The following is a 22,627-nucleotide window of genomic DNA, read 5'->3' as shown; positions in this document are numbered from 1 at the left end:
CCGCCATGCCCGCACCTCAGCTTGCCATCGACTTCGAGGCCATTACCGAGCTTTTCAGGACTGCCCACGGCGAAGGTCGCAGCTTTCTGTACGAATACGAAGTGTACACCCTGCTTTCGCGTTCAGGAGCTGAAACGCCGCCCCGCGCCAACCTCATTCCGCGCGGCGCGCGCCCCTCTGATGAGGAGCTGACCGCCATTCCCGGCGAAAAAGCCGTGCTCAAGATCGTATCGCCCACCATCGTCCATAAGACCGAGGTGGGCGGCGTGCGTATTGTGGAGCGCGAGCCGGACCGCATCCGCTCCGCATGGCGCAGAATGCTCTACGAAGTGCCGGAAAATTACGCCACGTGGATAGAACGTTACCCCGATGCGGCTCCCGCCCAGTACCGCGGGCTTTCCGGCGAGGTGCTGGTGGACGCCATCAGCCGCGACCTGAAAGGCGTGCTGCAGGTACAGTTCATGCCGCCGGATTCCAGTGCCTTCGGCAACGAGCTGATCGTGGGCCTCAGGCGCACCCGTGAATTCGGCATGGTGCTCAGCGCGGGCCTTGGCGGAACGGACACGGAACTCTATGCGGAACGATTCCGCAAGGGACAGGCCATTGTAGCCGCCTCCACCGAATTGACGGACGGTGAGACCTTCTTCAGCCTGTTCCGCCAGACCATCTCGTACCGCAAGTTGGCGGGGCTTACGCGCGGCCAACGCCGCATCGTCACCGACGAGCAACTTATCGAATGCTTTGAGTCCTTCATCCGCATGGCCAACCACTATTCCCCCGCCAATCCGGATGCGCCCTTCATCATAGAAGAACTGGAAATCAACCCCTTCGCCTTCACGGACTTCCTCATGGTGCCACTGGACGGCATGTGTCGCTTCTCGCTGCCCGAACAGGTCGCCGTACCGCGTCCCGTGCACCGCATAGACGCCCTGCTGCACCCCAAGTCCATCGGCATCATCGGTGTTTCCGCCAGCCGCGAAAACTTCGGGCGCACCATCCTGCGCAATATTCTTGCCGAGGGCTTTGCACCCGAGAACGTGGTCATCATCCGCGAAGGCGAGACCACGATCGACGGCGTGGCCTGCGTGCCCTCCCTGCGCGACCTGCCCGCCCACATGAACGGCTCGGTTGACCTCTTTGTGGTGGCCGTTTCCGCCAAACAGGTGCCGGACCTCGTGGATGAGGTCATTGATCTGAACGCCGCGTCCAGCGTCATGCTCATCCCCGGCGGTATGGGAGAAACCGAGGAGAGCCGCACCCGCGCCGAGCAGGTCATTGCCCGCATCAACGCGGTGCACGCCACGGAACACGGCGGTCCCGTGTTTCTGGGGGCCAACTGCATGGGCGTTGTCTCGCGCCCGGGCAAATATGACACGTGGTTCATTCCCGAAGAAAAGCTGCCCAAGGAACGTGGCGGCACCTACCGCCGCGCCGCCCTCGTGAGCCAGAGCGGGGCCTTCATGCTGCACCGCATCAGCCAGTGCCCCGAACTGCGCCCCGCATACATGATCTCCATGGGCAACCAGACGGACCTGACGCTGGGCGACATGCTATGCTACTTCACGCAGAGCAGCGATGTGGACGTGATTGCAATCTATGCGGAAGGCTTCAACGATCTGGATGGGTTGGAATTCTGCCGCGCCGTGCGCGAAGCGGTTCTGGCAGGCAAGGAAGTGCTGTTCTACAAGGCGGGACGCACGCCGGAAGGCAAATCCGCCACCAGCGGCCACACGGCCTCTCTGGCGGGCGACTTCATGGTCTGCGACAGCTGCGTGCGGCAGGCGGGAGCCATTGTAGCCCGCACCTTCACCCAGTTTCAGGACCTTTTCCTGCTCTCGGAAACCCTGCACGGGAAGACCATCCGCGGCAACAGGCTCGGCGCTGTCAGCGGTGCGGGCTTTGAAGCCGTGGGCATGGCGGATTCCATCCACTCGGATGACTACGCCATGCGGCTGGCAAGTTATGCCCCCGCAACCCGCGACGCCCTGCAGACCATTCTGCGCGAAAAGCGTCTGGACAGCCTTGTAGGCATAGCCAACCCCATGGACATCAACCCTGCGGCGGATGATGAAACCCACGCCCTCGTTGCCGCCGCCATGGTGCAGGACCCCAACGTGGATGCCGTGATCGTGGGGCTGGACCCGCTTTCGCCCGCCATGCATACGTTGGCCGAGACGAATATTCCCGCGTACGCATTGCATGATCCGCAAGGCATTGCCGCGCGCATGGCAACGCTGGCTGCGGAATCGGACAAGCCCATTGTCTGCGTTGCGGACGGCGGCACGCTTTACGCCCCGTTACGCGACACCCTGCACGCGGCGAACGTTCCCGTGTTCCCTCTGTGTGACCGCGCCGTGGACGCGCTGGCACAGTACATTCAGGCCCGCCTGCACATGGAGAACATCCGCAGCCGACAGCAGACGACCACCGGCGTAACCTGCGTGAGAGATACAGGCCGCACACAGGGCGTCACGCCGTAATATACCGAAGAATAGTTTGCACGCCCCGCTGTCTCCTGACGGCGGGGCGTTTCATTTTCCCCGGCCGCCCTCCGTCAACACGACCCGCCGCGACAGGGGTGTTGCAAGCTGCGGCACCTGCAACAACTGCTCTGCTTCGCACCGCTAGTTGCTGCCGGTTCAGACGATCTCTCATAGACTTTCACCCTCCGGCTCTCGCGTAGCATATGGCTCAGGCGTTCTCTGGGCATGCCGATATCACGCAGAATATGATCATTCATCTCAAACAGATCATACAGCACCTTCCGCTGCTCCTTCGCCAAACGCCGAGCCTGCCTCCATGACCGAAAGCTGTTCAGCAGACTGTTTGTCATCAATATCAATATGTTCATACGCACCTCCGTTCTTTTCAACGCGAGAATGCCTCACCCGCATTGATAAGGGAAACGAATTGCCGTAATGAACATCATTAGAGGTGCTAATCATGGATATCGGAACAGACCTGCTCCGTGCGTTCGTGGCTGTGGCTGAAACCCTGAACTTCACACGTGCAGCGGAAGCCGTGCACAAGACACAATCCGCCGTGAGCCAGCAGATCAAGAAGTTGGAAAGCGATCTGGGGGTGCAGCTCTTTGACCGCAGCGGGCGAGCGGTACGTCTCACCAGTACAGGTGACACATTTCTCCCTCATGCGAGGCGCATACTCAAAGCCCACGACGAGGCGCTTGCCGCCGTGCGCACGCCGGAACTGACAGGGCTGGTGCGGGTAGGCACGTCCGACGAACTTTCCATGCGTTTTTTCCCCACCATTCTGAAGCGCTTCGCCGAATTCTATCCGGCCATGCAGGTGGAAGTACGCACGGATAACAGCGCAGAACTCAAACGCCTGTTGGACGCAAACGAGCTTGATTTCTTCATCAATACCTCAACATATCTCTTTGCAGGCACGGAGATCATTGCCCACACCCCGTTGATCTGGGTGTCTTCTGCCGGCTATCTCGTGCACAAGGAAACACCTGTTCCACTGGCGGTCTATTCTCAGGGCTGTTCCTACAGGCAACACGCCATAGAGGCCCTGAACACTGCGGGCCTTGCCTACCGCATCGCCTACTCCAGCCCTTCCCTTGCCGGACTGCATGCCGCCATTGCCGCCGGTGCGGCCGTTGCTGCGCTTACCCCCATATCCCTGCCGCCCAACGCACTGATTCTGGGCCCGCAAGAGGGCTATCCGCCGCTGCCCATGACCAATATCTACCTGGCAAAGGGCGAGAAAATGACCAGAGGCTCCAACTGCTTCATCAAGCTGGCCTGTGAAATCATACGGCAGGAAGAGGCACTTCTGGCCACCCTCCCCACCCCTTCTGCCCCTGCAGCATGACACCAGCAAAACAACAAACGCCCCGCAAGAGCCGAAGCTCCTGCGGGGCGTTTTTCATTCCGGCAGACGACTCTAGTCGATGTACGAGCAGCAGTAGTCCACGAGCGTTTCCACTACCAGCTTGAAGCTGGAGTCGGCAGGCACGTCAAAGCTCTCGCCGCCCTGCACGGTGCGCCAGTCGGCTTCGCCGGGCAGCAGAATCTTCATGCTGCCCTGCATGATTTCCATCACCTCGGCCTGTCTGGTGCCGAACTCGTACTCGCCGGGCAGCATGATGCCCAGAGTCTTGAACGACCCGTCCGCGAACACGACCTTGCGACTGGTCACCTTTCCGTCAAAATACACATTCGCCTTCTTGATCACAGTGACATTGGCAAATTCGGACATGTTCCTTCCTCTATCGCGTAACAGGTCAAACACCCCTGCCGCCTGTCGGCATACGGGCAATACATGACGATACTACAAAGATCAGCAGGCATGGTGCAAGGGGGATATGAAACGAAAAAAACCGCCATCTTTCGATAGCGGCTATTTTTCCTGTGGCGTCCCCAAGGGGATTTGAACCCCTGTCGCCTGCGTGAAAGGCAGGTGTCCTGGGCCAGGCTAGACGATGGGGACGCTTGATGGCTGGGCTGCAAGGACTTGAACCTTGATTGACGGAGTCAGAATCCGGTGTCCTGCCAATTGAACGACAGCCCAGTGCGCGAGGCAGATAACTAAAGAAACTCGCCCCCCTTGTCAACGAATTTTCAAATTTTCTTCAAATTCCTTTTCAACCCCTTTAAAACAGCGGGGTTAGCACCCTATCTGCCCTTATACCGTCAGGGTAGCCACTCCTCATCTTCGTATTTGTTTGCCCTGCAACAGCAAAACTCACTCATTCTCTTCCATTCGCCTTGATAACACCTCTGGATATCGGTTACGATAAAAGCATCCCCAGTCACCCAGACGAGACGGACATCATCATGCTGCGAACCACTCCTCACCCGCTCATGCGCAAGCTCCTCTGGAGCTCTCCCATTCGCATAGCCACCAGCACCTGCCTCGCCCTTACCTGCCTGCTCGTCATCGCCTTTTCTTACACTACTGCAGACCGTATTGCCGGCTTGGCCATAGACGGAACAGAAAGCTTCACGCATGAGGTTTCTTCAATCTTTGCAGATCAGGCAACGGGCATTGCCATTCAGCGCATCGTGGCTCAGGCCAGCTTAAAGGCGGCCACTGTAGAATCACGGCTGAGCAATGCCATGATCGTGGCCACCACATTGGCTGAATCGCTTGGCTGGACCCGTGAGTCCGGTCCCCTTGAAAGCATGAGCCGCGACAGGGAAAGCCTGCGTCTCAAGCGCCTGCTTCACAATCAGAAGGACTTTGCAGCCGTTTTCTCCTGCTGGGAACCCGGCATGTTTGACCAACAGGTTAAGGCATACGCCAATCGTTCCGGCTACGACGCCTCTGGCAGGTTCACAAGCAACTGGATGCGCCAGCCGGACGGTTCGATAGTCTCTGCTCCGCTGACGGAGTGCGACTCCGAAGAACTCACCGCGCAAGGCTTTCGCAGAGGGGATTTTAATCTCATAGTCAAGGAAACCCTGACCCCCCACTTCATAACCCTGCACCCATACATGATGAACGACAAGGTGACATGGCTCACCACGGCTACCGCTCCCATCATTGTCAGCGGGCGCTTTGCGGGCAGCGTCGGCGTGGGTTTTCAGGTCGATTTCATGCACAACCTCATGCTCTCACTGAAACAGGAACTCTTCGACGGTGGGGCCGATTCCTTCATCATATCCGGAACAGGCCATGTAGCCGCCTCCACGCTGAAAGACATCAGCACAGGCACACACATCAGCACCTTTGACGCCAACTGGAAGGAACACCTACGCGCCATTCAGGGCAAGACCACCTCGGCAGTGATCGAAGGGGACAAGCTCGTTATCGTCATCCCCCTTACTCTTACCGCCAATCACAACGACGTTGCGATTCTCATCACAGTTCCCACCTCTGTCATCCATACGGAGGCCACCCTGCTGCAGGATTCGCTCTTCGGCGAGATGGAGGTCATGCAACGCACCATCACCGGGCAACGAGACACCCTGATTCTTCAGCAGATGGGCATCGGGGGCGCTCTCATCGTCGTCACCGTCATCACCATACTGCTGCTCAGAAGCCTTGGCACCCAGAGCAAGGCCCTGCTGGAAAACGAGGCCCGTCTTCAGGAAATACTGCACAACACCAGCAACCTTGTCATAGTTACCGACCTTGCTGGAAATGTCGTTTTCGCCAACCCGAGTTTTGAGCACCTTACCGCCCTGCCGCACGAGCAAATCACAGGCAGACACATCAACGACCTGCTCCCCCCCGACGAGAAAACCCGAAGCGTGGGCGACCCCAGTTCCTCCCAGCAGGGGATCATTTCCCAGCAATGGGAAGAGTACTTCACCGTTCATGGAGAGCCACACACATTCCTGACCACCAAGTTTCCGCTGCACGACATCACAGGCCAGCCCTACGGTCTCTGTTCCATTGCCGTGGACATTTCCGAGCGAATGCGCTCGGAACAGCGAATACTGCAAATGGAACGCTATCTGACCGACATCATCAACTCCATGCCTTCAATCATAATAGGCCTGGACGAGAACGGGGCTGTCCGCCACTGGAACACCCACGCCACCGAATACTTTGCCATCGACAGAGAAGCTGCCATAGGGCAGCAACTCCCCACCCTCGTACCGGATCTTGCCGACCAATGGGCCAATGCAAGGCAGACCATCGCCAGCAACAGCCCGCACACGACGGAACGGACCAGACTTGCCACGTCCAAGGGGCGGATACCGGCCCGCATCGTCATCTACCCGTTGGAACGCGAGGGCAAGGCCGAAGCCGTCATCCGCATAGACGACATGACGGCACAGGCACGCATAGAAGAGGTCATGATTCAAACCGAAAAGATGATGTCCGTGGGGGGACTTGCGGCGGGCATGGCGCACGAGATCAACAACCCCCTCGGTGCCATTCTGCAGGGTGCGCAAAACATAGAGCGGAGGCTCTCGCCGGCCCTGGAGGGCAACCGGAAGGCCGCTGAGGAAGCCGGGTGCAGTCTGGAATCCATATCCGGCTACATGGAAAGCCGGAAGATACTGACCATGCTGAAAGGGATACGCGATGCTGGAGAACGGGCCGCACGCATCGTCCAGAACATGCTGAACTTCGCACGCAAGAGCAGTTCTGAACGCTCACAGCACAACCTTGCCGAATTGGTGGACAGAACGGTGGAGATGGCCCGAAGCGACTATGATCTGAAAAAAAGCTATGACATCAAGAAAGTTGCCATAGAGACTGATCACGAAGTCGGCCTGCCTCCCATTCCCTGCATCAGCACTGAGTTGGAGCAGGTTCTGCTCAACCTGATCAAGAATGCCGCACAGGCCATGGCCATGAGCGGAACAGAGAATCCGGTCATCCGCATCTCGTCCAGAAAGGATGGAGACTGGGCCGTACTGACGGTCGCCGACAATGGCCCGGGCATGCCTGAAGCCACCAGAAAAAGAGCGTTCGAGCCGTTTTTCACCACCAAGGCCCCCGGCATCGGCACGGGCCTCGGGCTCTCCGTTTCCTACTTCATCATTACGGAAAACCACGAGGGGAGCATCACGGTCGATTCCACCTCCGGCCAGGGAACAAGCTTCACCATCCGGCTACCCCTCGACTCGGCGCAAACCGAGACAAAGACGCAGCAGGAAACATAACCTGCCGCACCTTCACACGCCCGGCTCGTATCAGTTCAGGAATGGAAACGAATCAGGAAACCAGACGACCGTTACGCAGCGTCACCATGGTGTCTGCCACGGAGTGCAGCCAGTCGCGGTCATGGGAAACGATGACAAGCGTAGTGCCATGCCCGTCACGCATATGCATGGCAGCCACCCTGATACGCTCTGTCGACTCTTCATCCAGCGAAGAGGTAGGCTCGTCCATCAGCAGCACCTTGGGGCGCAACGCAATGCGCGCCGCAAGCGCCACACGCTGCGCTTCCCCACCGGACAATTCGAACCACTGCCTGTGCAGGAACTCCGCAGGCGGCAACCCCACTTCCTCAAGCGCAGCGCGTACGGTCTGCTCATAATTCCGCAGCCCGCGCACAGAAAGCCCGTAGGACACGTTTTCCGCAACGGAGCGCCGCAGCAGATATGGCTCCTGCGTCAGCAACGTCACATGCTTGCGCAGCAGGGCAGCCTTGGCACCGTTTGAAGCGCCCCCCACAGTCATGCCGTCAAAACGGACTTCTCCAGCCTGCGGCACTTCAAGAAAGGCCAACATGCGCATAAGCGTGGACTTGCCGCTTCCGTTTGGCCCGACAACGCCCACAATGCTCCCCGCACCGATGGAAAGGGAATCGATCTCCAGCGCCAGCCGTCCTGCATAGACCTGCCGAATGCCCGAAAGCGTATACAGGGCACTCATCTGCCAACCCTCCGCTTGAGACCGGAAACAGAAATATTCACACCGAAGGCAATAACCAGCAGTACAAGGCCCAACGCCACGCCCATGGCGAATTCGCCCTTGCCGGTTTCCAAGGCAATGGCCGTGGTGATGGTTCGCGTATGCCACTTGATATTGCCACCCACCATCATGGAGATGCCCACTTCAGACACTATCCGGCCATAGGCGGCAACGGTGGCCAGCATGACGTGATAGCGCACTTCCCAAAGCGTTGCCCGCAGCAACTGACTGCTGTCTGCGCCAAGCGTCAGCAGCGTATACTGCAGGCGGTCATCCGCATTTTCCACAGCATTTGCCACCATGGCCACGACCACAGGCAGACCGAGCAGCACCTGCCCCACCGCTATACCCTGCAGTGTAAACAGAAGCCCAAATTCGCCCAGCGGACCGCTACGCGAAATAAAGCCGTATACAATCAACCCGATGACGACCGTGGGGAAGGAAAGCAGGGTATCCACAATCAACCGCACCACCCGCCTGCCGGGAAAACGACAGTAGCCGAGCAGAAAGCCCAGTGGTGCGCCGAGAAGCACGGTGGCGACGATGGACATGCTGGAAACAGCCACGGTTGCATACACCGCGGACCAGGTTTCCTCATGACCACCAAACAGGAGCAGAAATGCTCTGTATATGCCTTCCAGTATGAAATCCATAGATGAACACCTGTTCCATAAAAAAGGGCGGTACGCAACCGCCCTTACATGTTTTCATCTCTAGAGTAACTTACGCCTACTTGCCCGCGTTGGGGGTGAACAGCTGCTTACCCATGAGGGAGAACTCGCCAATACGCTTCTGGGTGGCAGGGGAAGCCATCCAGTCAATGTACTTCTTGGCAAGATCAAACTTGGCATTGGGGCAGTTCTTGGGATTAACGGCCATGGCGCTGTACTGGTTGAAGAGAACACCGTCGCCCTCGACCAGAATGACCATGGGCGGATTGCCGTTGTGGGAAGCCTCATACTTGATGAAGGTACCGCGGTCGGTCATGGTGTAGGCGTTCTTTTCATTCGCTACGTTAATGGTGGGCAGCATGCCCTGACCGGTCTGGATGTACCATGCATCCTTCTCGGGCACTGCCATGCCGGAAGACTTCCACAAAGACAGTTCCTTCTTGTGGGTCCCGGAGTTGTCACCACGGGAGCAGAAGGGCGTAGCGGTGTGCGCAATCTTCTTCAGGGCGTCGCCCACGGACATACCCTTGACCTTGGCGGGGTCAGCAGCAGGACCGACGATCACGAAGTCGTTGTACATGAGCTGGGTGCGGTCCACACCAAAACCTTCTTCCACAAACTTCTTTTCGGAAGCGGGTGCGTGCACGAGAAGCACGTCAACGTCACAGTTCTGCCCCATGGCAAGCGCCTTGCCGGTACCAACAGCAGTCCAGCGGAGTTCTATGCCCGTCTCGGCTTCAAACGCAGGCTTCAGGACGTCCAGCAGGCCCGTGTTGTCGGTGCTGGTCGTGGTGGACATCATCAGAACCGGCTTCTCAGCCGATGCAACAGCAGGCAGGGCCAGCACCAGAAAGAACAACAGAGTAATAAGCTTCTTCATCCCATCTCTCCGAGCATGTGTTAGAATTAGTCATTTTAGGTACGCTCAAGAAACCGCAATCAAAATACACACCCCAAAGCAACCTGTCCAAGACAATATTCATACGCATACTGTGACACAGCCTGTTACCGCCCGAAATCAAAAGCACTTATCAACGAAAACAGTAAACGCAACCACCAAAAGAAACTACAAATAACTAAAACAAACACAAAAAGACTCTAAAACACATCACACATAGCCTACAGCACCATTCTGTGAGCGCAACTTCAATGCAAAAAACCGGCTATGAACCCAAATTGGCTGCCAGCGTGTGTGCATAGACCCATATCGGATTTATTCAGACATTTAGGGAGACAGGGGCAGAAACGTTGGAGAAAGGCAAAAAAATAGAGCGATTCGCATGATTCAAGGCGGAATTGGGGGGCAATCCTCAAACTTGTGCGAATCGCTCAATATGGACCGGAGAACTCCGGAAATATGGCGATATAGTCGTCAAACAGTGTATCTACCGTCCGACAAAAATCATCTAGCATCAAGAAGACCGGTTGGCAAGCTTCAGGTTGCAATAAAATCCTATTAGCATGATCGGGTTTATTTCTTGAAAATATAGAGCATGATACAGTGCGCATAGCACAGGCTATTTACTCACCCACAATGAAAACTGGTTCACATGTTCATGCAGCCCCAGACTGACAGATCTGGTGAAAAGCCGTTTCATCAGCGACTCTGGCAGGTCAGGCCTGCGCCCCACCGCAACCACCGCGAAGCACCCTTCATGCGCAAGGCGGATTATGGTTTCCACCTTGTCCAGCCCGTCCGTGACAAGCGTGCTGATACGCGAAGCCTCTATCCCGTTGTCCAATATCCGCTGGCGAGCCTCTGCAACTGCGGAACTGGCCACGATACCCGGCGAGCGCAGATGCAGAATGGTCACGCGCTGTTCCGGCTCGGTTCCCATCATGAAGCCTACATGGTCTGCCGCATGGGAGGCTGAGGCAGAGCCGTCAGCGCAGAGCAATATATTCCTGCGCGTGGGGTCCGGCTCGTTGCATATCCACACCGGAAAATCCACGCTCTCCCAGAGAATACCTCTGCTCACGCTGGTGGTGTACAACATTTCCATCCAGTCCAGATAGCGGCGCCCCACAACAACCGCGTCATACAGCCCCTTATGCGCTTCAGCGACAATGTCCTTCACCACGCCGTACTGCGTGGCAAGCACCTTGGTCTTCACCTTGTGCTCGGAAAAGCCGTGAGCGACCAGCCACCTCTTCGCGGCCTCGACCATCTCCCGCCCCTTGCGCACCTGCAGGTCCGACAGGATTATTCGAGTTTCCTCGTGCTTTGCCGCATAACCGGAAGGAGCCACATAAAGAACGCACACCTCCAGTTTATCCTTTTCCGCAAAGAAACCGGAGACAAAGCGCATTCCCCACATGGCGGTCATATCGTCGCTTACGGTCAACAAGACAGCCCTGTCCATCCCCACCTCCGGTTATTTTCCGAAGAGATAGTTGTATTTGACAGCAATGCCGTCCGTACGCTCCGCAAGTTGCCTCGCCACATTGACGGCAGTGGCATCGCTCACAACGCCGACCTGCCTTCCGAGATAATATTGCAGGTTCCCCTTGCTTTCGGCAAAGACCCAGACCACGGCATAGGCCGATCCGATTTCCGGGCGTGAGGCAAACTCCGGTTGTGTGGAGATGAGCAGATTGATCTTTGGAGAATCGCTGTCTGTCAGCTTGAACAGGCTGACCGTGTTGAACAGTTCCTTGAGCTGGAAAGTAAGCCGGATACCGGCGGGATCGTCCCCCTCATGCTCAACGGAAACTGCCGTGGCGCGGGCAGCTACCCGTTGCGGCGTGTCTTTGAGGGGCCTTTTGGTCTGCCCTTCCTCCGCAAAAGCCGACACCGACAGAAGCAGCAGGCAAGCCGACAGGCAAATGAGGCTCAGGGCGATCCGTTTACAGCGCTGCATGTCACACTCCTTTTTCGCATGGACTCATAGATGAGACCATACTAGCGCGACATGCTGCCTGAAGCAATTGATTATACGCTTCGCGCGGTTACTTGCCTTCAGGCTCCGGCAGGCGGATACACTGGGTCAACAGCAGCGAGCAGCCCGCAAGCCCTGCTGCACAGAGGAAGGGAATTCTGTAGTCCACCATCCAAAGCAGCCCGCCCGCCGCAGGAATGACCACGGCGGCAATATGGTTGATGGTGAAGCTCACCGCCATGCTGGGGGCAATATCGCCGGGATCGGCAATCTTCTGGAAGTAGGTTTTGATAGCCATGGCAAAGTTGTAGAAGACATGGTCAAGAACATACAACACGGCCACCAGCAACTTGCTGTCCACATAGGCATAGGCCACGAATATGAATATGAGACTCACATATTCCAGAGAGAGCACCTTGCGCTCGCCAAACCTGTTCACCGCGCGCCCGATGGCGGGCGATAGGTACCAGTTCACCACATTATTGATCACGAAAAGAGCCGTGATTTCCTGCACAGTGTAGCCGAAGCGCTGCACCAGCAGAAAAACGGCAAAGGCCACAAAAACCTGCCTGCGGGCCCCGCTGAAGAAGGTAAGCACATAAAAGAGCCAGTAGCGGGAACGGAACACCATGCCCTTGCGCTGACGAGGAATATTGGGCGAAGCGGGATTCTGCACGAGGCACCACAGACCTGCCAGTATCACAAACCCGCCGAAGAGACAGAACAAGGTACGGAACTCCAGATACGGAGCCAGCAGAAAAATGGTAGCGCCCACGGCAAGATTGGCGCCGGACGAAAAGCCCCTGAGCCGCCCCATCACCACCGGAGCCTGCGTCTTGTCGAAATACTGCAGAATGAGGGACTGGTTTGTGGTTTCATAATAATGAAACCCGAAGCTCATGATCAATGTGGTGATCAACAGCCCGTGAAAAGAGGGGAAAAAGCCCGCCAGCGCCACGCCGAGCCCGAGGGTGAGCACGGAAAGCGCCACAAGAGTATGCTCGCGCACCAGCAGGAGCAGATAGATGACCAGCAGGGCAAGAAAGCCCGGCACCTCCCGCAGGGACTGAACAAAACCGTTCTCCTCGCCGGTCAGTCCGGCCACATCCACGGCGAAATTGTTGTAAAGGGTGCGCCACCCCTGAAAGCCCACGGCCGCAGCCAGAACCATGATCAACAAAAAAAGATACATACGCCTGTTGTCGGCGTTTGTGGAGAAGCCCTTGGACATATCGTTTCCTTAGCGGGAGAAATGAATACGCGAAGACAAGCGGGAGAATCCCGTCGTTGCCGACGCACGAAACTGCAAGGGGAGGTAGCACAAAGGTTGCGGGTTAGGCTACCGGCAACATACGCCCAAGGCCTATCCTAATTCCGGGCTTCTCTGCAGGGGAAGCGAAATACGGAACAAGGCCCCTTTTCCGGGCTCGCTTTCCAGAACGAATTCCCCTCTATGGACTGAGGTGATGATATAGTGTGCAACAGAAAGCCCAAGCCCCGTGCCTTCGCCAGACGGCTTGGTCGTGAAGAAAGGTTCGAAAGCGCGCTTTTGCTGGGCTCCGGTCATGCCGGGGCCGTTATCCTGCACCTCAATGACAACACGATCATCGCCAACATAAGTGCGTATCCGAATCTCGGGCTTCCAGCCTTCGCCCCCTTCATAGGTAAACATCGCCTGTGCGGCATTGCGCAGCAGATTGACCACCACCTGCTCTATGCCTATGCGGGAACATGAAACCATGGGGAGATCCTTCCCGTATTCACGCACCACCCGGATCATTCTGAAATCATATCCCTTTTCGATACTATAGTCGTTATCCACCAGCCCCAGTGCCTTATCAAGAAGCTGATCGACGTGCACACCGCTGTGGGAAAAATCGGCCGTTCGGGCATAGTCCAGCATGTTGGTTACGATATCCGCAGCCCGCCTTCCTGCTTCGACAACACCGTCCAGCATGCGGTCAAGGTTGCGTTGCCTCACATACCGGTCAAGCGCTTCCAGATCGCACCCAACTTCGGCCGCGGCCTCCCTGTTTGCGGGAAGGTCGCTGGAAAGCCGACGCCGTACGTTCTGCGCTCCCTGCATGACGGCCCCGAGAGGGTTATTGATCTCGTGAGCCATACCGGCAGCCAGTCCGCCCACGGACATAACTTTCTCCGTCTGCACCAGAACGTCCTGAACCCTCACGCGCTCGGTGATGTCGTCCACCCGTATGACGCCCCCCCCTCCTTCATGTGTAAGGGGAAAAACCTGCACTTCGTAAAATATGGGGCCGCCTGCGCCTCTGGTTTCAGCGTTCCCATTCTGCATGAGGCACACATCTGCAGAGGGACGCATCTGAAAGGCAAGGCTGCGTTTTTCCGCAACGGCTCGGGATATCTCGTTCAAGCGGGGTTGCAAAAAAGGAAACGCACTATTCAGGGGACGTCCTTTGACCTGCGCCATATCCAGCCCCGTGCAGGCTTGGGCAGCCGCATTCCAATGCAGCACCCCCATTCTTTCATCTACACAGATCACGATGGACGAAACGGCATCCAGAATACCCTTGATAACCCCGTGAGCCGCTTCCAGTTCCCTCGCCATCTGCCTGCGCTCGGTGACATCCAAGGCTACCGAAAGCAGTACTTCCGTACCGTCCTCTTCGGGCTCAAGGGTCAGAGTCCTTCCCAGAAGCGCTTTTTCCTGCCCCTGATGGGTTGTAAAGAGTATCTCGGTCATGCCATCCAGGCCAGTTCCCTTGCCCGCAGCCGAAACCAAAAGAGAGTCAGGCACCGGCAACCCGTGCACCGGCCTGCCGATATCAGAATACTCCAGACCGAACATGCGGACAGCTCCCGGGCTCACCGCTTCAACGAAATGCAACCCACCGCGTTTTTTGCTCAGAATGAACGCTACACCGCCAGCCACGCGGAACATGCCGTCGAGCCTTGCATTACTCGCCCGCAGGGAGGATTCAAACGCCTTCTGCGAGAGCAGATTGCGTCGCACAAGAAGAAACAGCAGAGCAGCCGTAACCAGAATGAAAAACCATCCTTTATACGTCTGCACGGTCGTCATGGTTCGCGCATCGTCAATGGTGTAATCCAGCAGCAGGTCGGAAAAACGTATCCACAGCACACCGAACACGCCGTAAACAATCGCAGTTTTCAGAGCAGCCCGCGTGATGGAAAAGCTTTTCTTTCCATTGGAAAACACTCTCATGGCTCCTCCGAGTTCGAATAGCAGAACAACGCCGTCAAAATACTTCCGCCTCAAACCAGATTATCTGTGTGCCTGACTGCTGCCAGGCATCCTCAGGCAGTCCCGCCTTCCGACAGGTTTGCGCAAGAAAGGTTTCCCTGTCCCATCCCCACTCGACGGGAACCTGCGGCAACAGCAGGCCGGAATGCATTCCGCGCCGGATGATAAGGCCATGCCTGCCAATTTCTATGGCCTGCACATCATCACACGGTGTCAGCGGGCCAAGTACGGAAATTTCCACATCCAGCCCTTCCAGCTCTTCGGCAGCAAGGGGAGAAAAACGGGGATCCTCAAAGGCTGCAGCCTGAGCCATGCGGGTGATGGTTTTGTACAAAGGCTCTTCTGCCATCACATAGCCGATACAACCACGCAAGGCGCCGTTACGCTTCAGGGTCACAAAAGCGCCCAAAGGCAACTGCAACGTCTCAGAAGGCGGTACGGGCGCAGCCTCGGCAACGTCACCGCCCTTTCCTGCCAGCCTGTGCAGGATGCTCCACCGCACCAGATCCAGCAGATACTGTTTTTCTTCTTCCGACAGGGTCAACCTGAATTGCTTTGTCATACGCCTGCGCTCCGTCACGCTACCGTTGGAACAATCACTCTTACGACCACAATAACGCATTCCCGAGTTTTCAATCAAGCTGAGGGGCAATACAGCCTAATGCAGCGCCTAACCCCAGACGAAAATGGCCCCGCCAAGCGCAAACAGGACAACACCCGTTGTCTTGTTGATGATGCCCGCATGGTTTCCGTACAGTCGTTTCATGAACGGCGTATGCAGGAAATAGACGAACACGGCCCAACCGAAGAGACCTTCAAGCACGATGACCGCGCCATAGGCGAGACGCTCGAACAGGGATGTCTCCGGCGTGACAAGCTGCATGAACACGCTGAGAATGAACATGGTGACCTTGGGGTTGAGCAGGTTGCAGAACAAACCGTCACGAAATCCCTGCCCTGCGGTGGTGCACAGCCCCCCCTGCCCTTCCAGCTGCACGGTATCCCTGTCCGTAAAGCAACGCCAGCCTACATACAGCAGGTAGACTGCACCGGCATAACGCAATGCCGCAAATACCATGGGATTGCTTTTGATGATGATGGCCAGCCCCAGAACGGAAAGCATGACATGAAAACACAACCCCACACAGACCCCTAGCACGCAGGCGTAGGCGGCACGGCAACTGCCGCCACCTTCCTCTTCACCGGAATAGCCATGCGCAGCTGTGGAATGCTTGATGAGCAGCATCATATCCGGACCGGGACTCATGCGGGCAAAGAAACAGACGGTGAAAAGCGTGAGTATGGTTTCAATCATCGGGAGCATCCTTCAGGAGCGGCGTTCGATCACTGCATAGGCCATCATGACCGCCTTGTGCAAGCGCACGCCAAAGCAGAACAATGCTTAAGCAGCTCTTTGCAGCGCTCGCCCCTGCGCTTCAAGTGAAAAGCCCCTCCTGCGAGGGGCTTCAATTTAAAAACCTTCTTCCAGCGGCGGCCAGACAAGGCAATTTCCGGCGGCAGCCAGCTTTGGCTTGTCCGACGAAGCAAGCCGCACAACGCGTCCCTCAAGGCTGAGCCGATTCTCCGCCAGCCACTGCAGGGCCTGCGGGTAGACACGATGTTCTGCACTGTGGATGCGCTGCTTCAACGTCTCCACATCCTCTTCCGGATTCACGGGAACAGCGGCCTGAATAATGACCGGTCCGTGATCCATGATCTCATCCACGAAATGGACGGTGCAACCAGCAAGCTTCACGCCGTACTCATGGGCATCCGCCGCTCCCCTCACACCCGCAAAGGCGGGCAGAATGGCGGGATGGATGTTGATGACCTTGCCGGCAAACGCCTGAAGAAAAGCCGACGTGAGCAGACGCATGTAGCCTGCCAGAACGATGGTGTCCGCCCCGGATTCCTGTATGGCCTTGATCATGGCCTGATCAAAGCTCTCCCTGTCGGGATAGTCTGTATGGGGCAGGCACAGGGTTGGCACGCCCACCGCCTCGGCACGCTCCAACGCATAGGCATTGCGTTTGTTGCACAGCACCAGCCTTATATCCACATCCAGCACGCCTGCTGCGTGCTTATCCAGTATGGCTTGCAAGTTCGAGCCATTGCCCGATGCAAGCACAGCAATTTTCAAGGCCATGTGCGGCATCTCCCTATGAAGCGGGAAAGGTCTCAGGCGAAGAGAGGCTGCGTCGATCCGCCCCGCCTCATCCATCCTATTCCGTTTTACTCCCGCATCAGCGTTTCGCGCCGATGGGGACAGTATGCATCCGTTCTCGTCTTTCTTTGCCAGAGGTCGGCGGGTTTGGCAAAGGTTGCAGGCACCACCCGACACCACGGCTCAAGCGCTACAATGAACAAAGGCCGGAGCGAACTCCGGCCTTATTGCAATCATCATAACCTGTAGCGGCTACAGATTCTTCTTCAGTTCTTCCACCAGCGCGGGGATGGTGTAATCCTCGGGCTGAATGTCAGGGGTGAAGCCGTAGGATTCCAGCGTCTTGGCGGTGATGGGACCGATGCTGGCCAGCTTGAGGTTGGCCTTGTGCGTCTTGACCACATCGGGAGACACCAGCGCGAAGAAATTGTCTACGGTGGAGGAGGAACCAAAGGTGACGCAGTGCAGTTCGTCCTTCTCCAGCAGCTCCATCACGGCGTCCTTGGCTTCACCTGCGGGCACGGTTTCGTACACGGGCAGAATGTCCACGGTGGCACCGGCCTTGCGCAGTTCTTCCGGCAACACTTCGCGGGCTTCCATGGCGCGGGGCAGCAGCACCTTGGAGCCGTTCATGCCGCGCTCCAGCAGGCCCTTGACCACGCCTTCAGCCACATACTTCTCCGGAATGAAGTCGGGCTCGATGCCCTTTTCACGCAGGATGTCCGCAGTTGCGGGACCAATGGCCGCCACCTTGACCTTGCCGAGGGCACGGGTGTCGAGACCCAGTTCAGCCATCTGCAGCCAGAAGTGCTTCACGCCGTTCACGGACGTAAAGATGAGCCATTCGTATTCATCCAGCTTGCGGATGGCCGCATGCACTTCAGAATAATCCGGCAGCGGATTGATCTTGATGGTGGGGAACTGAATCACGTTAGCGCCCAGCTTGCGCAGCTGTGCAGCCATGCCGCTGGCCTGCTCTCGTGCGCGGGTAACCACCACGCTCTTGCCCAGCAGGGGCAGCTGCTCGTACCAGTTCAGACGCTCGCGCAGGTTGACCACGCCGCCCACCACGATGAGGGAAGGAGAGGTGAAGCCCTGCGCGGGACCGTCGATGGGAAGCTTCTCAATGGTGGAAGCCATGGAGCGGTGCTTGGTGGTCGTGCCCCAGTGCACCAGTGCGGCAGGCGTGTTGGGGTCCATGCCGTGCTTGATGAGCTGTTCAGAAATATGGGGAAGGTTCTTCATACCCATGAAGAACACCAGCGTTGACGTGCCCTTGGCCAGCGCATCCCAGTTATGGGAGGAATCCGGCTTGTCGGGATTCTCATGGCCGGTGATGAAGGCCACGGAAGAGGCGTAATCGCGGTGGGTAAGCGGAATGCCCGCATAGGCGGGACCGGCAATGGCAGACGTGATGCCGGGAATTTCCTCAAAGGAAACACCCGCATCCAGAAGCTCTTCGGCTTCTTCGCCGCCGCGGCCGAACATGTAGGGATCGCCACCCTTCAGGCGCGCAACAACCTTGCCTTCCTTGGCCTTGTCCACGATGAGCTTGTTGATGCCTTCCTGCGACAGGGTGTGGTCGCCGCCCTTCTTGCCCACGTAGATGATTTCCGCGCCGGGCTTGGCGTAGTTCAGGAATTCGCTGTTGGCGAGGTAGTCATAGACAATGACGTCCGCTTCGCTCAGCACATCGCGGCCCTTTATGGTCAACAGACCGGGATCGCCCGGTCCGGCTCCGATCAGGTAAACTTTCATCGCTCCTCCGCAAATGAATCGGGCAGCACTCCCGATCCGATGAATATTCAGCTACGGGTACCGCGGCGTTTCCGCGAGTTCCCTCAGGTATCCGTCAATGCCGATCTCGCGCATACGGTCGTTCTGCGCACGCCACTTCTTGAGGACCGGCTCGGGCAACCCCGTATTCGTACAGGGGTATTCGTCACATTGGAAGCAGAATTCCACACCCTTGGCTGTGGTGCAGTCCATAACATTGCAACTGGGCAGGCACACCCGCTTACCGGAACGGCACCCGGCACAACGCTCTTCCGCAAGGGACTCCAGCACACGGCGAAACTGCGGATACTCCGCAAGCGCAGGGTTGATCCCCTGCAGCCGAGCCGCGTAGGCATGAAAATTCTCACCCAGCAGCGCCAGCAATTCCCGCGACAGGGCCACGGTTCTGCCTTCCGAGCAGGATATGCAGCGGGAGCAGTCCAGCCCGCAGGAGGCGACCAGATGACGCGGCGCTATGGGCATACACTTCTCCCGGAAGCTGTTTCTATTCTATGTGGCCTGCGGCGCTTTTTCGCTCCGCTGGCCAAAGGGCCAACCGGCCCTTTGGAAACCCTTTTTCGTACTGGCACACACTCCGCGTGTAGAAAGGATTTCCTCTGCAAACTACGCCGCCCCTCCCACACCCAAACAACCTTTGTTAAGCCGGGAACAACACGACGAACGAATTTCTCTCGCTATCACAGGGTGCAGGGGGATTATCCCCCTGCCCGCCGGAGGCGTGCTTAAAAACGCCACAGGCGAAACAATGCAACAAAATTCTTGAACTAAATACACGAGCGGCCTGCGATTGCAGGCCGCTCGGTCATTACATTCTATTCCATGGCGTCACGGAAGCGCTTCTGCAGCTTCTGCAGCTTGTCCAGCGTCTCTTCCAGTTCGACGGCGCGGTCCTTTTCCTTCTGCACGATTTCGGCGGGAGCCTTGGCAACGAAGCTTTCATTGCGCAGCTTGCCGAGCACGCCCTTCAGATCCTTTTCCACCTTGCCGAGTTCCTTGTCCAGACGGGCAAGTTCATCATCAAAGTTCACGTGACCGGACAGGGGCAGAATGATTTCGTTGCCGGAAACCACACTAGAAGCGGATGCCTTGGGAGCCTTCACGTCCGAACCGCAGGTAACGCTGTTCAGACGGGCAAGGAAGAGCATCACTTCGCTGTTGGCTTCAAGCAGCCCGCGCACTTCTTCGGAAGCGGTACGGATGAGCATGTCCATCTTCGCGGAAGGCGAGATGTTGAGCTCGGCCTTGATGGTACGCACGGCCACGATGGTGTTCTGCACCAGCTCCATGTCCGCTTCGGCTGCGCGGCTTGCGCATTCGGGGCGAAAGGGCGGGAAGGGCATGGTGGCGATATCGCGGTTATCGATGCCGGGCAGAACGGTCCATACTTCGGCGGTAATGAAGGGCATGACGGGGTGCAGAAGCACCATCATTTCCTGCAGAACGATCCAGAGCACGTACTGTGCGGCCTTTTCGCGCTCGCCGCCCGCACGCATGTCGGGCTTGATGAGTTCGAGGTACCAGTCGCAGAACTCGTTCCAGATGAACTTGTAGTGGTTCTGGGCAACTTCGTTGAACTGGTAGGCGTCGGTTGCAGCTTCGGTGGCCTTCTTAAGCCCCTCGAGGCGGGAGAGAATCCACTTGTGGTGCAGGTCCACCTTGGTCAGATCAACCGGAGCGGGCGCGGTTTCGGGCAGGTTCATCAGCGCGAAACGGGTGGCGTTCCAGATCTTGTTGCAGAAGTGGCGGTAACCTTCGATACGCGCTTCGGAAAGCTTGATGTCGCGGCCCATGGCGGCGAAGGAGGTCAGCGTGAAACGCAGGGAGTCACAGCCGTACTTCTCGATCATTTCCACGGGGTCGATGACGTTGCCGGTGGACTTGGACATCTTCTTGCCGTGCTCGTCACGCACGAGAGCGTGAATGTACACGTGCTTGAAGGGCACTTCGTCCATGAACTGCAGGCCCATCATCATCATGCGCGCCACCCAGAAGAACAGGATGTCGAAACCGGTAACGAGCACGGAGGTGGGGTAGTACTTGGCGAGTTCGGGGGTCTTGTCCGGCCAGCCCATGGTCGTGAAAGGCCAGAGCGCGGAAGAGAACCACGTATCGAGCACGTCCTCGTCCTGCGTGAGATTGGTGCTGCCGCACTTGCAGGCTGCGGGCGCATCGGTATCCACGAGCAGCTCGCCGCAGTCGGCGCATACCCATGCAGGAATGCGGTGGCCCCACCAAATCTGACGGGAGATGCACCAGTCACGGATATTATCGAGCCAGTGGTTGTAGGTCTTGATCCACGACTCGGGGAAAATCTGGGTCATTTCCGGCACGGCGGCCTTGGCGCGCGGAGCCAGCTTGGTCATGGCCACGAACCACTGGGTGGATACGTAAGGCTCAACCACGGTCTTGCAGCGGTAGCAGTGGCCCACGTTGTGATCATGCGGATCGATATGGTCAAGATAGCCTTCAGCTTCCAGCGCTGCCAGAATCTTGGTGCGTGCCTGCGGGCAGGTCAGTCCTGCGTAGTCGGCGCCGGCAGACTCGTTCAGCGTGCCGTCGTCGTTCAGGATGTTCATCACCTCAAGGTTGTGCTTGCGGCCCAGTTCCCAGTCGTTATGGTCATGGGCGGGGGTCACCTTCAGGCAGCCGGTACCGAACTCGATATCAACGTACTTGTCGCCGATGATGATGAGCTTGCGGTTCACCAGCGGCAGGATGACATGCTTGCCGATGAGGTGGTTGAAGCGCTCGTCCTCGGGGTTCACGGCCACGGCGGTGTCCGCGAGCATGGTCTCAGGACGGGTGGTGGCGATGGTCAGATGGCCAGAGCCGTCCTCAAGGGGATACTTGATGTAGTGCAGGGCACCCTTTTCAAGGCTGTGATCCACTTCATCGTCGGCCAGCGCGGTATGACAGCGGGGACACCAGTTGATGATGTAGTCGCCCTTGTAGATGAGGCCCTGATTGTAGAGCTCCACGAACACCTTGCGCACGGCCTTGGAAAGACCTTCGTCCATGGTGAAGCGTTCACGGGTCCAGTCCACGGATGCGCCCATCTTGCGCACCTGATTCAGGATGCGGTTGCCGTAGTCTTCACGCCATTCCCAGACGCGCTCAATGAACTTTTCACGGCCGAGATCGTGGCGGCCCTTGCCTTCCTTTGCGAGCTGACGTTCCACCACGTTCTGGGTGGCGATGCCCGCATGGTCGGTGCCGGGAATCCACAGCACGTTCTTGCCCTTCTGACGCTGGTAGCGGCAGAGAATATCCTGCAGGGTCAGGTTCAGGGCGTGGCCCATGTGCAGCGCGCCCGTGACGTTGGGCGGAGGAATGACAATGGAGTAGGGCTCTCCCTCGGCGTTCGGGTCCGGTGTGAAGACCTTGTTTTCTTCCCAGTGGTTGCGCCACCGTTCTTCTACGTCCTGAGGTTCGTATCCCTTCGGGAGTGCGTTTTCCGACATGTCATTCTCCAAAAAACATGGTATTGCGATATGTTGCCACCGGCGATAGATTCCGGTGTCGCGTTTCGGTT

General features: G+C 57.5%; 17 protein-coding genes and 2 tRNA genes. 3 read left to right on the top strand and 16 right to left on the bottom strand.

Features of this window, described 5'->3' with window-relative positions:
• The first annotated feature begins 5 nt into the window (after positions 1 to 5).
• Positions 6 to 2,480, top strand: a complete 2,475-nt coding sequence (locus N1030_RS16450; RefSeq protein ID WP_265826623.1) for an acetate--CoA ligase family protein — start codon at positions 6 to 8, stop codon at positions 2,478 to 2,480.
• Between the two features lie 463 nt (positions 2,481 to 2,943).
• Positions 2,944 to 3,837: a LysR substrate-binding domain-containing protein gene (locus N1030_RS16445; protein WP_265826622.1), complete on the top strand. Its 894-nt coding sequence runs from the start codon at positions 2,944 to 2,946 to the stop codon at positions 3,835 to 3,837.
• 72 nt (positions 3,838 to 3,909) lie between these two features.
• On the opposite strand, the gene ppnP is transcribed toward N1030_RS16445, so the two are convergent.
• From ppnP to N1030_RS16430, 3 genes are all read right to left on the bottom strand, one after another.
• Positions 3,910 to 4,224 carry a pyrimidine/purine nucleoside phosphorylase gene (gene ppnP, locus N1030_RS16440; RefSeq protein ID WP_265826621.1) on the bottom strand — a complete coding sequence of 105 codons (315 nt, stop codon included), beginning with the start codon at positions 4,222 to 4,224 and terminating at the stop codon, positions 3,910 to 3,912.
• Positions 4,225 to 4,377: 153 nt separating this feature from the next.
• Positions 4,378 to 4,455: transfer RNA gene (locus tag N1030_RS16435), tRNA-Glu, on the bottom strand.
• A 6-nt stretch (positions 4,456 to 4,461) separates the two neighbouring features.
• Positions 4,462 to 4,536, bottom strand: a tRNA-Gln gene (locus tag N1030_RS16430).
• A 266-nt stretch (positions 4,537 to 4,802) separates the two neighbouring features.
• Between N1030_RS16430 and N1030_RS16425 the strand changes: the two genes are divergently transcribed.
• Positions 4,803 to 7,589, top strand: a complete 2,787-nt coding sequence (locus N1030_RS16425) for a PAS domain S-box protein (protein ID WP_265826619.1) — start codon at positions 4,803 to 4,805, stop codon at positions 7,587 to 7,589.
• A 52-nt stretch (positions 7,590 to 7,641) separates the two neighbouring features.
• On the opposite strand, the gene N1030_RS16420 is transcribed toward N1030_RS16425, so the two are convergent.
• The 13 genes from N1030_RS16420 to N1030_RS16360 all read right to left on the bottom strand — a co-directional run bounded on the left by N1030_RS16420 (position 7,642) and on the right by N1030_RS16360 (position 22,556).
• Positions 7,642 to 8,304 (bottom strand): ABC transporter ATP-binding protein, encoded by a 663-nt coding sequence (locus N1030_RS16420; protein WP_265826618.1) that lies wholly within the window; start codon positions 8,302 to 8,304, stop codon positions 7,642 to 7,644.
• Positions 8,301 to 8,996, bottom strand: a complete 696-nt coding sequence (locus N1030_RS16415; RefSeq protein WP_265826616.1) for an ABC transporter permease — start codon at positions 8,994 to 8,996, stop codon at positions 8,301 to 8,303. Before N1030_RS16415 ends, N1030_RS16420 begins: the two co-directional genes overlap by 4 nt.
• Positions 8,997 to 9,072: 76 nt before the next feature.
• Complete coding sequence (locus N1030_RS16410; RefSeq protein ID WP_265826615.1) at positions 9,073 to 9,894, bottom strand: ABC transporter substrate-binding protein; 822 nt, start codon at positions 9,892 to 9,894, stop codon at positions 9,073 to 9,075.
• A 637-nt stretch (positions 9,895 to 10,531) separates the two neighbouring features.
• Positions 10,532 to 11,377 (bottom strand): universal stress protein, encoded by an 846-nt coding sequence (locus N1030_RS16405; RefSeq protein WP_265826614.1) that lies wholly within the window; start codon positions 11,375 to 11,377, stop codon positions 10,532 to 10,534.
• Between the two features lie 12 nt (positions 11,378 to 11,389).
• Positions 11,390 to 11,875, bottom strand: coding sequence for a hypothetical protein (locus N1030_RS16400; RefSeq protein WP_265826613.1), 486 nt, complete (start codon positions 11,873 to 11,875; stop codon positions 11,390 to 11,392).
• A gap of 88 nt (positions 11,876 to 11,963) precedes the next feature.
• Positions 11,964 to 13,124 carry an MFS transporter gene (locus tag N1030_RS16395; protein ID WP_265826612.1) on the bottom strand — a complete coding sequence of 387 codons (1,161 nt, stop codon included), beginning with the start codon at positions 13,122 to 13,124 and terminating at the stop codon, positions 11,964 to 11,966.
• 132 nt (positions 13,125 to 13,256) lie between these two features.
• A complete protein-coding gene (locus N1030_RS16390; protein ID WP_265826611.1) occupies positions 13,257 to 15,095 on the bottom strand; it encodes an ATP-binding protein in 1,839 nt (612 codons plus the stop codon).
• Positions 15,096 to 15,129: 34 nt separating this feature from the next.
• Complete coding sequence (gene amrA / locus N1030_RS16385) at positions 15,130 to 15,696, bottom strand: AmmeMemoRadiSam system protein A (protein ID WP_265826610.1); 567 nt, start codon at positions 15,694 to 15,696, stop codon at positions 15,130 to 15,132.
• A 108-nt stretch (positions 15,697 to 15,804) separates the two neighbouring features.
• The gene (locus tag N1030_RS16380; protein WP_265826609.1) at positions 15,805 to 16,449 is read right to left on the bottom strand and encodes a LysE family translocator; all 645 of its coding nucleotides are present in this window, start codon (positions 16,447 to 16,449) and stop codon (positions 15,805 to 15,807) included.
• Between the two features lie 156 nt (positions 16,450 to 16,605).
• Positions 16,606 to 17,280: a phosphoribosylglycinamide formyltransferase gene (gene purN / locus N1030_RS16375; RefSeq protein ID WP_265826608.1), complete on the bottom strand. Its 675-nt coding sequence runs from the start codon at positions 17,278 to 17,280 to the stop codon at positions 16,606 to 16,608.
• Between the two features lie 270 nt (positions 17,281 to 17,550).
• Positions 17,551 to 19,056 carry a uroporphyrinogen-III C-methyltransferase gene (cobA, locus tag N1030_RS16370; RefSeq protein ID WP_265826607.1) on the bottom strand — a complete coding sequence of 502 codons (1,506 nt, stop codon included), beginning with the start codon at positions 19,054 to 19,056 and terminating at the stop codon, positions 17,551 to 17,553.
• Between the two features lie 51 nt (positions 19,057 to 19,107).
• Entirely contained in the window at positions 19,108 to 19,557 is a 450-nt protein-coding gene (locus N1030_RS16365; protein WP_265826606.1) for a DUF3795 domain-containing protein, read from the bottom strand.
• A 350-nt stretch (positions 19,558 to 19,907) separates the two neighbouring features.
• Entirely contained in the window at positions 19,908 to 22,556 is a 2,649-nt protein-coding gene (locus tag N1030_RS16360; RefSeq protein WP_265826605.1) for a valine--tRNA ligase, read from the bottom strand.
• Between the last annotated feature and the right edge of the window lie 71 nt (positions 22,557 to 22,627).

Origin of the sequence: Desulfovibrio mangrovi (assembly GCF_026230175.1) — a bacterium.
GTDB lineage: Bacteria > Desulfobacterota > Desulfovibrionia > Desulfovibrionales > Desulfovibrionaceae > Halodesulfovibrio > Halodesulfovibrio mangrovi.
This window is presented reverse-complemented; position numbering and strand designations above follow the sequence as displayed.

Excerpts from the sequence above, each read along its gene's own strand:
- purN (WP_265826608.1), bottom strand. The coding sequence starts at position 17,280 with ATGGCCTTGAAAATTGCTGTGCTTGCATCGGGCAATGGCTCGAACTTG.
- N1030_RS16420 (WP_265826618.1), bottom strand. The coding sequence starts at position 8,304 with ATGAGTGCCCTGTATACGCTTTCGGGCATTCGGCAGGTCTATGCAGGA.
- N1030_RS16445 (WP_265826622.1), top strand. The coding sequence starts at position 2,944 with ATGGATATCGGAACAGACCTGCTCCGTGCGTTCGTGGCTGTGGCTGAA.
- amrA (WP_265826610.1), bottom strand. The coding sequence starts at position 15,696 with ATGACAAAGCAATTCAGGTTGACCCTGTCGGAAGAAGAAAAACAGTAT.
- N1030_RS16415 (WP_265826616.1), bottom strand. The coding sequence starts at position 8,996 with ATGGATTTCATACTGGAAGGCATATACAGAGCATTTCTGCTCCTGTTT.
- N1030_RS16360 (WP_265826605.1), bottom strand. The coding sequence starts at position 22,556 with ATGTCGGAAAACGCACTCCCGAAGGGATACGAACCTCAGGACGTAGAA.
- N1030_RS16400 (WP_265826613.1), bottom strand. The coding sequence starts at position 11,875 with ATGCAGCGCTGTAAACGGATCGCCCTGAGCCTCATTTGCCTGTCGGCT.
- ppnP (WP_265826621.1), bottom strand. The coding sequence starts at position 4,224 with ATGTCCGAATTTGCCAATGTCACTGTGATCAAGAAGGCGAATGTGTAT.
- cobA (WP_265826607.1), bottom strand. The coding sequence starts at position 19,056 with ATGAAAGTTTACCTGATCGGAGCCGGACCGGGCGATCCCGGTCTGTTG.
- N1030_RS16365 (WP_265826606.1), bottom strand. The coding sequence starts at position 19,557 with ATGCCCATAGCGCCGCGTCATCTGGTCGCCTCCTGCGGGCTGGACTGC.
- N1030_RS16395 (WP_265826612.1), bottom strand. The coding sequence starts at position 13,124 with ATGTCCAAGGGCTTCTCCACAAACGCCGACAACAGGCGTATGTATCTT.
- N1030_RS16425 (WP_265826619.1), top strand. The coding sequence starts at position 4,803 with ATGCTGCGAACCACTCCTCACCCGCTCATGCGCAAGCTCCTCTGGAGC.
- N1030_RS16450 (WP_265826623.1), top strand. The coding sequence starts at position 6 with ATGCCCGCACCTCAGCTTGCCATCGACTTCGAGGCCATTACCGAGCTT.
- N1030_RS16390 (WP_265826611.1), bottom strand. The coding sequence starts at position 15,095 with ATGAGAGTGTTTTCCAATGGAAAGAAAAGCTTTTCCATCACGCGGGCT.
- N1030_RS16405 (WP_265826614.1), bottom strand. The coding sequence starts at position 11,377 with ATGGACAGGGCTGTCTTGTTGACCGTAAGCGACGATATGACCGCCATG.
- N1030_RS16380 (WP_265826609.1), bottom strand. The coding sequence starts at position 16,449 with ATGATTGAAACCATACTCACGCTTTTCACCGTCTGTTTCTTTGCCCGC.
- N1030_RS16410 (WP_265826615.1), bottom strand. The coding sequence starts at position 9,894 with ATGAAGAAGCTTATTACTCTGTTGTTCTTTCTGGTGCTGGCCCTGCCT.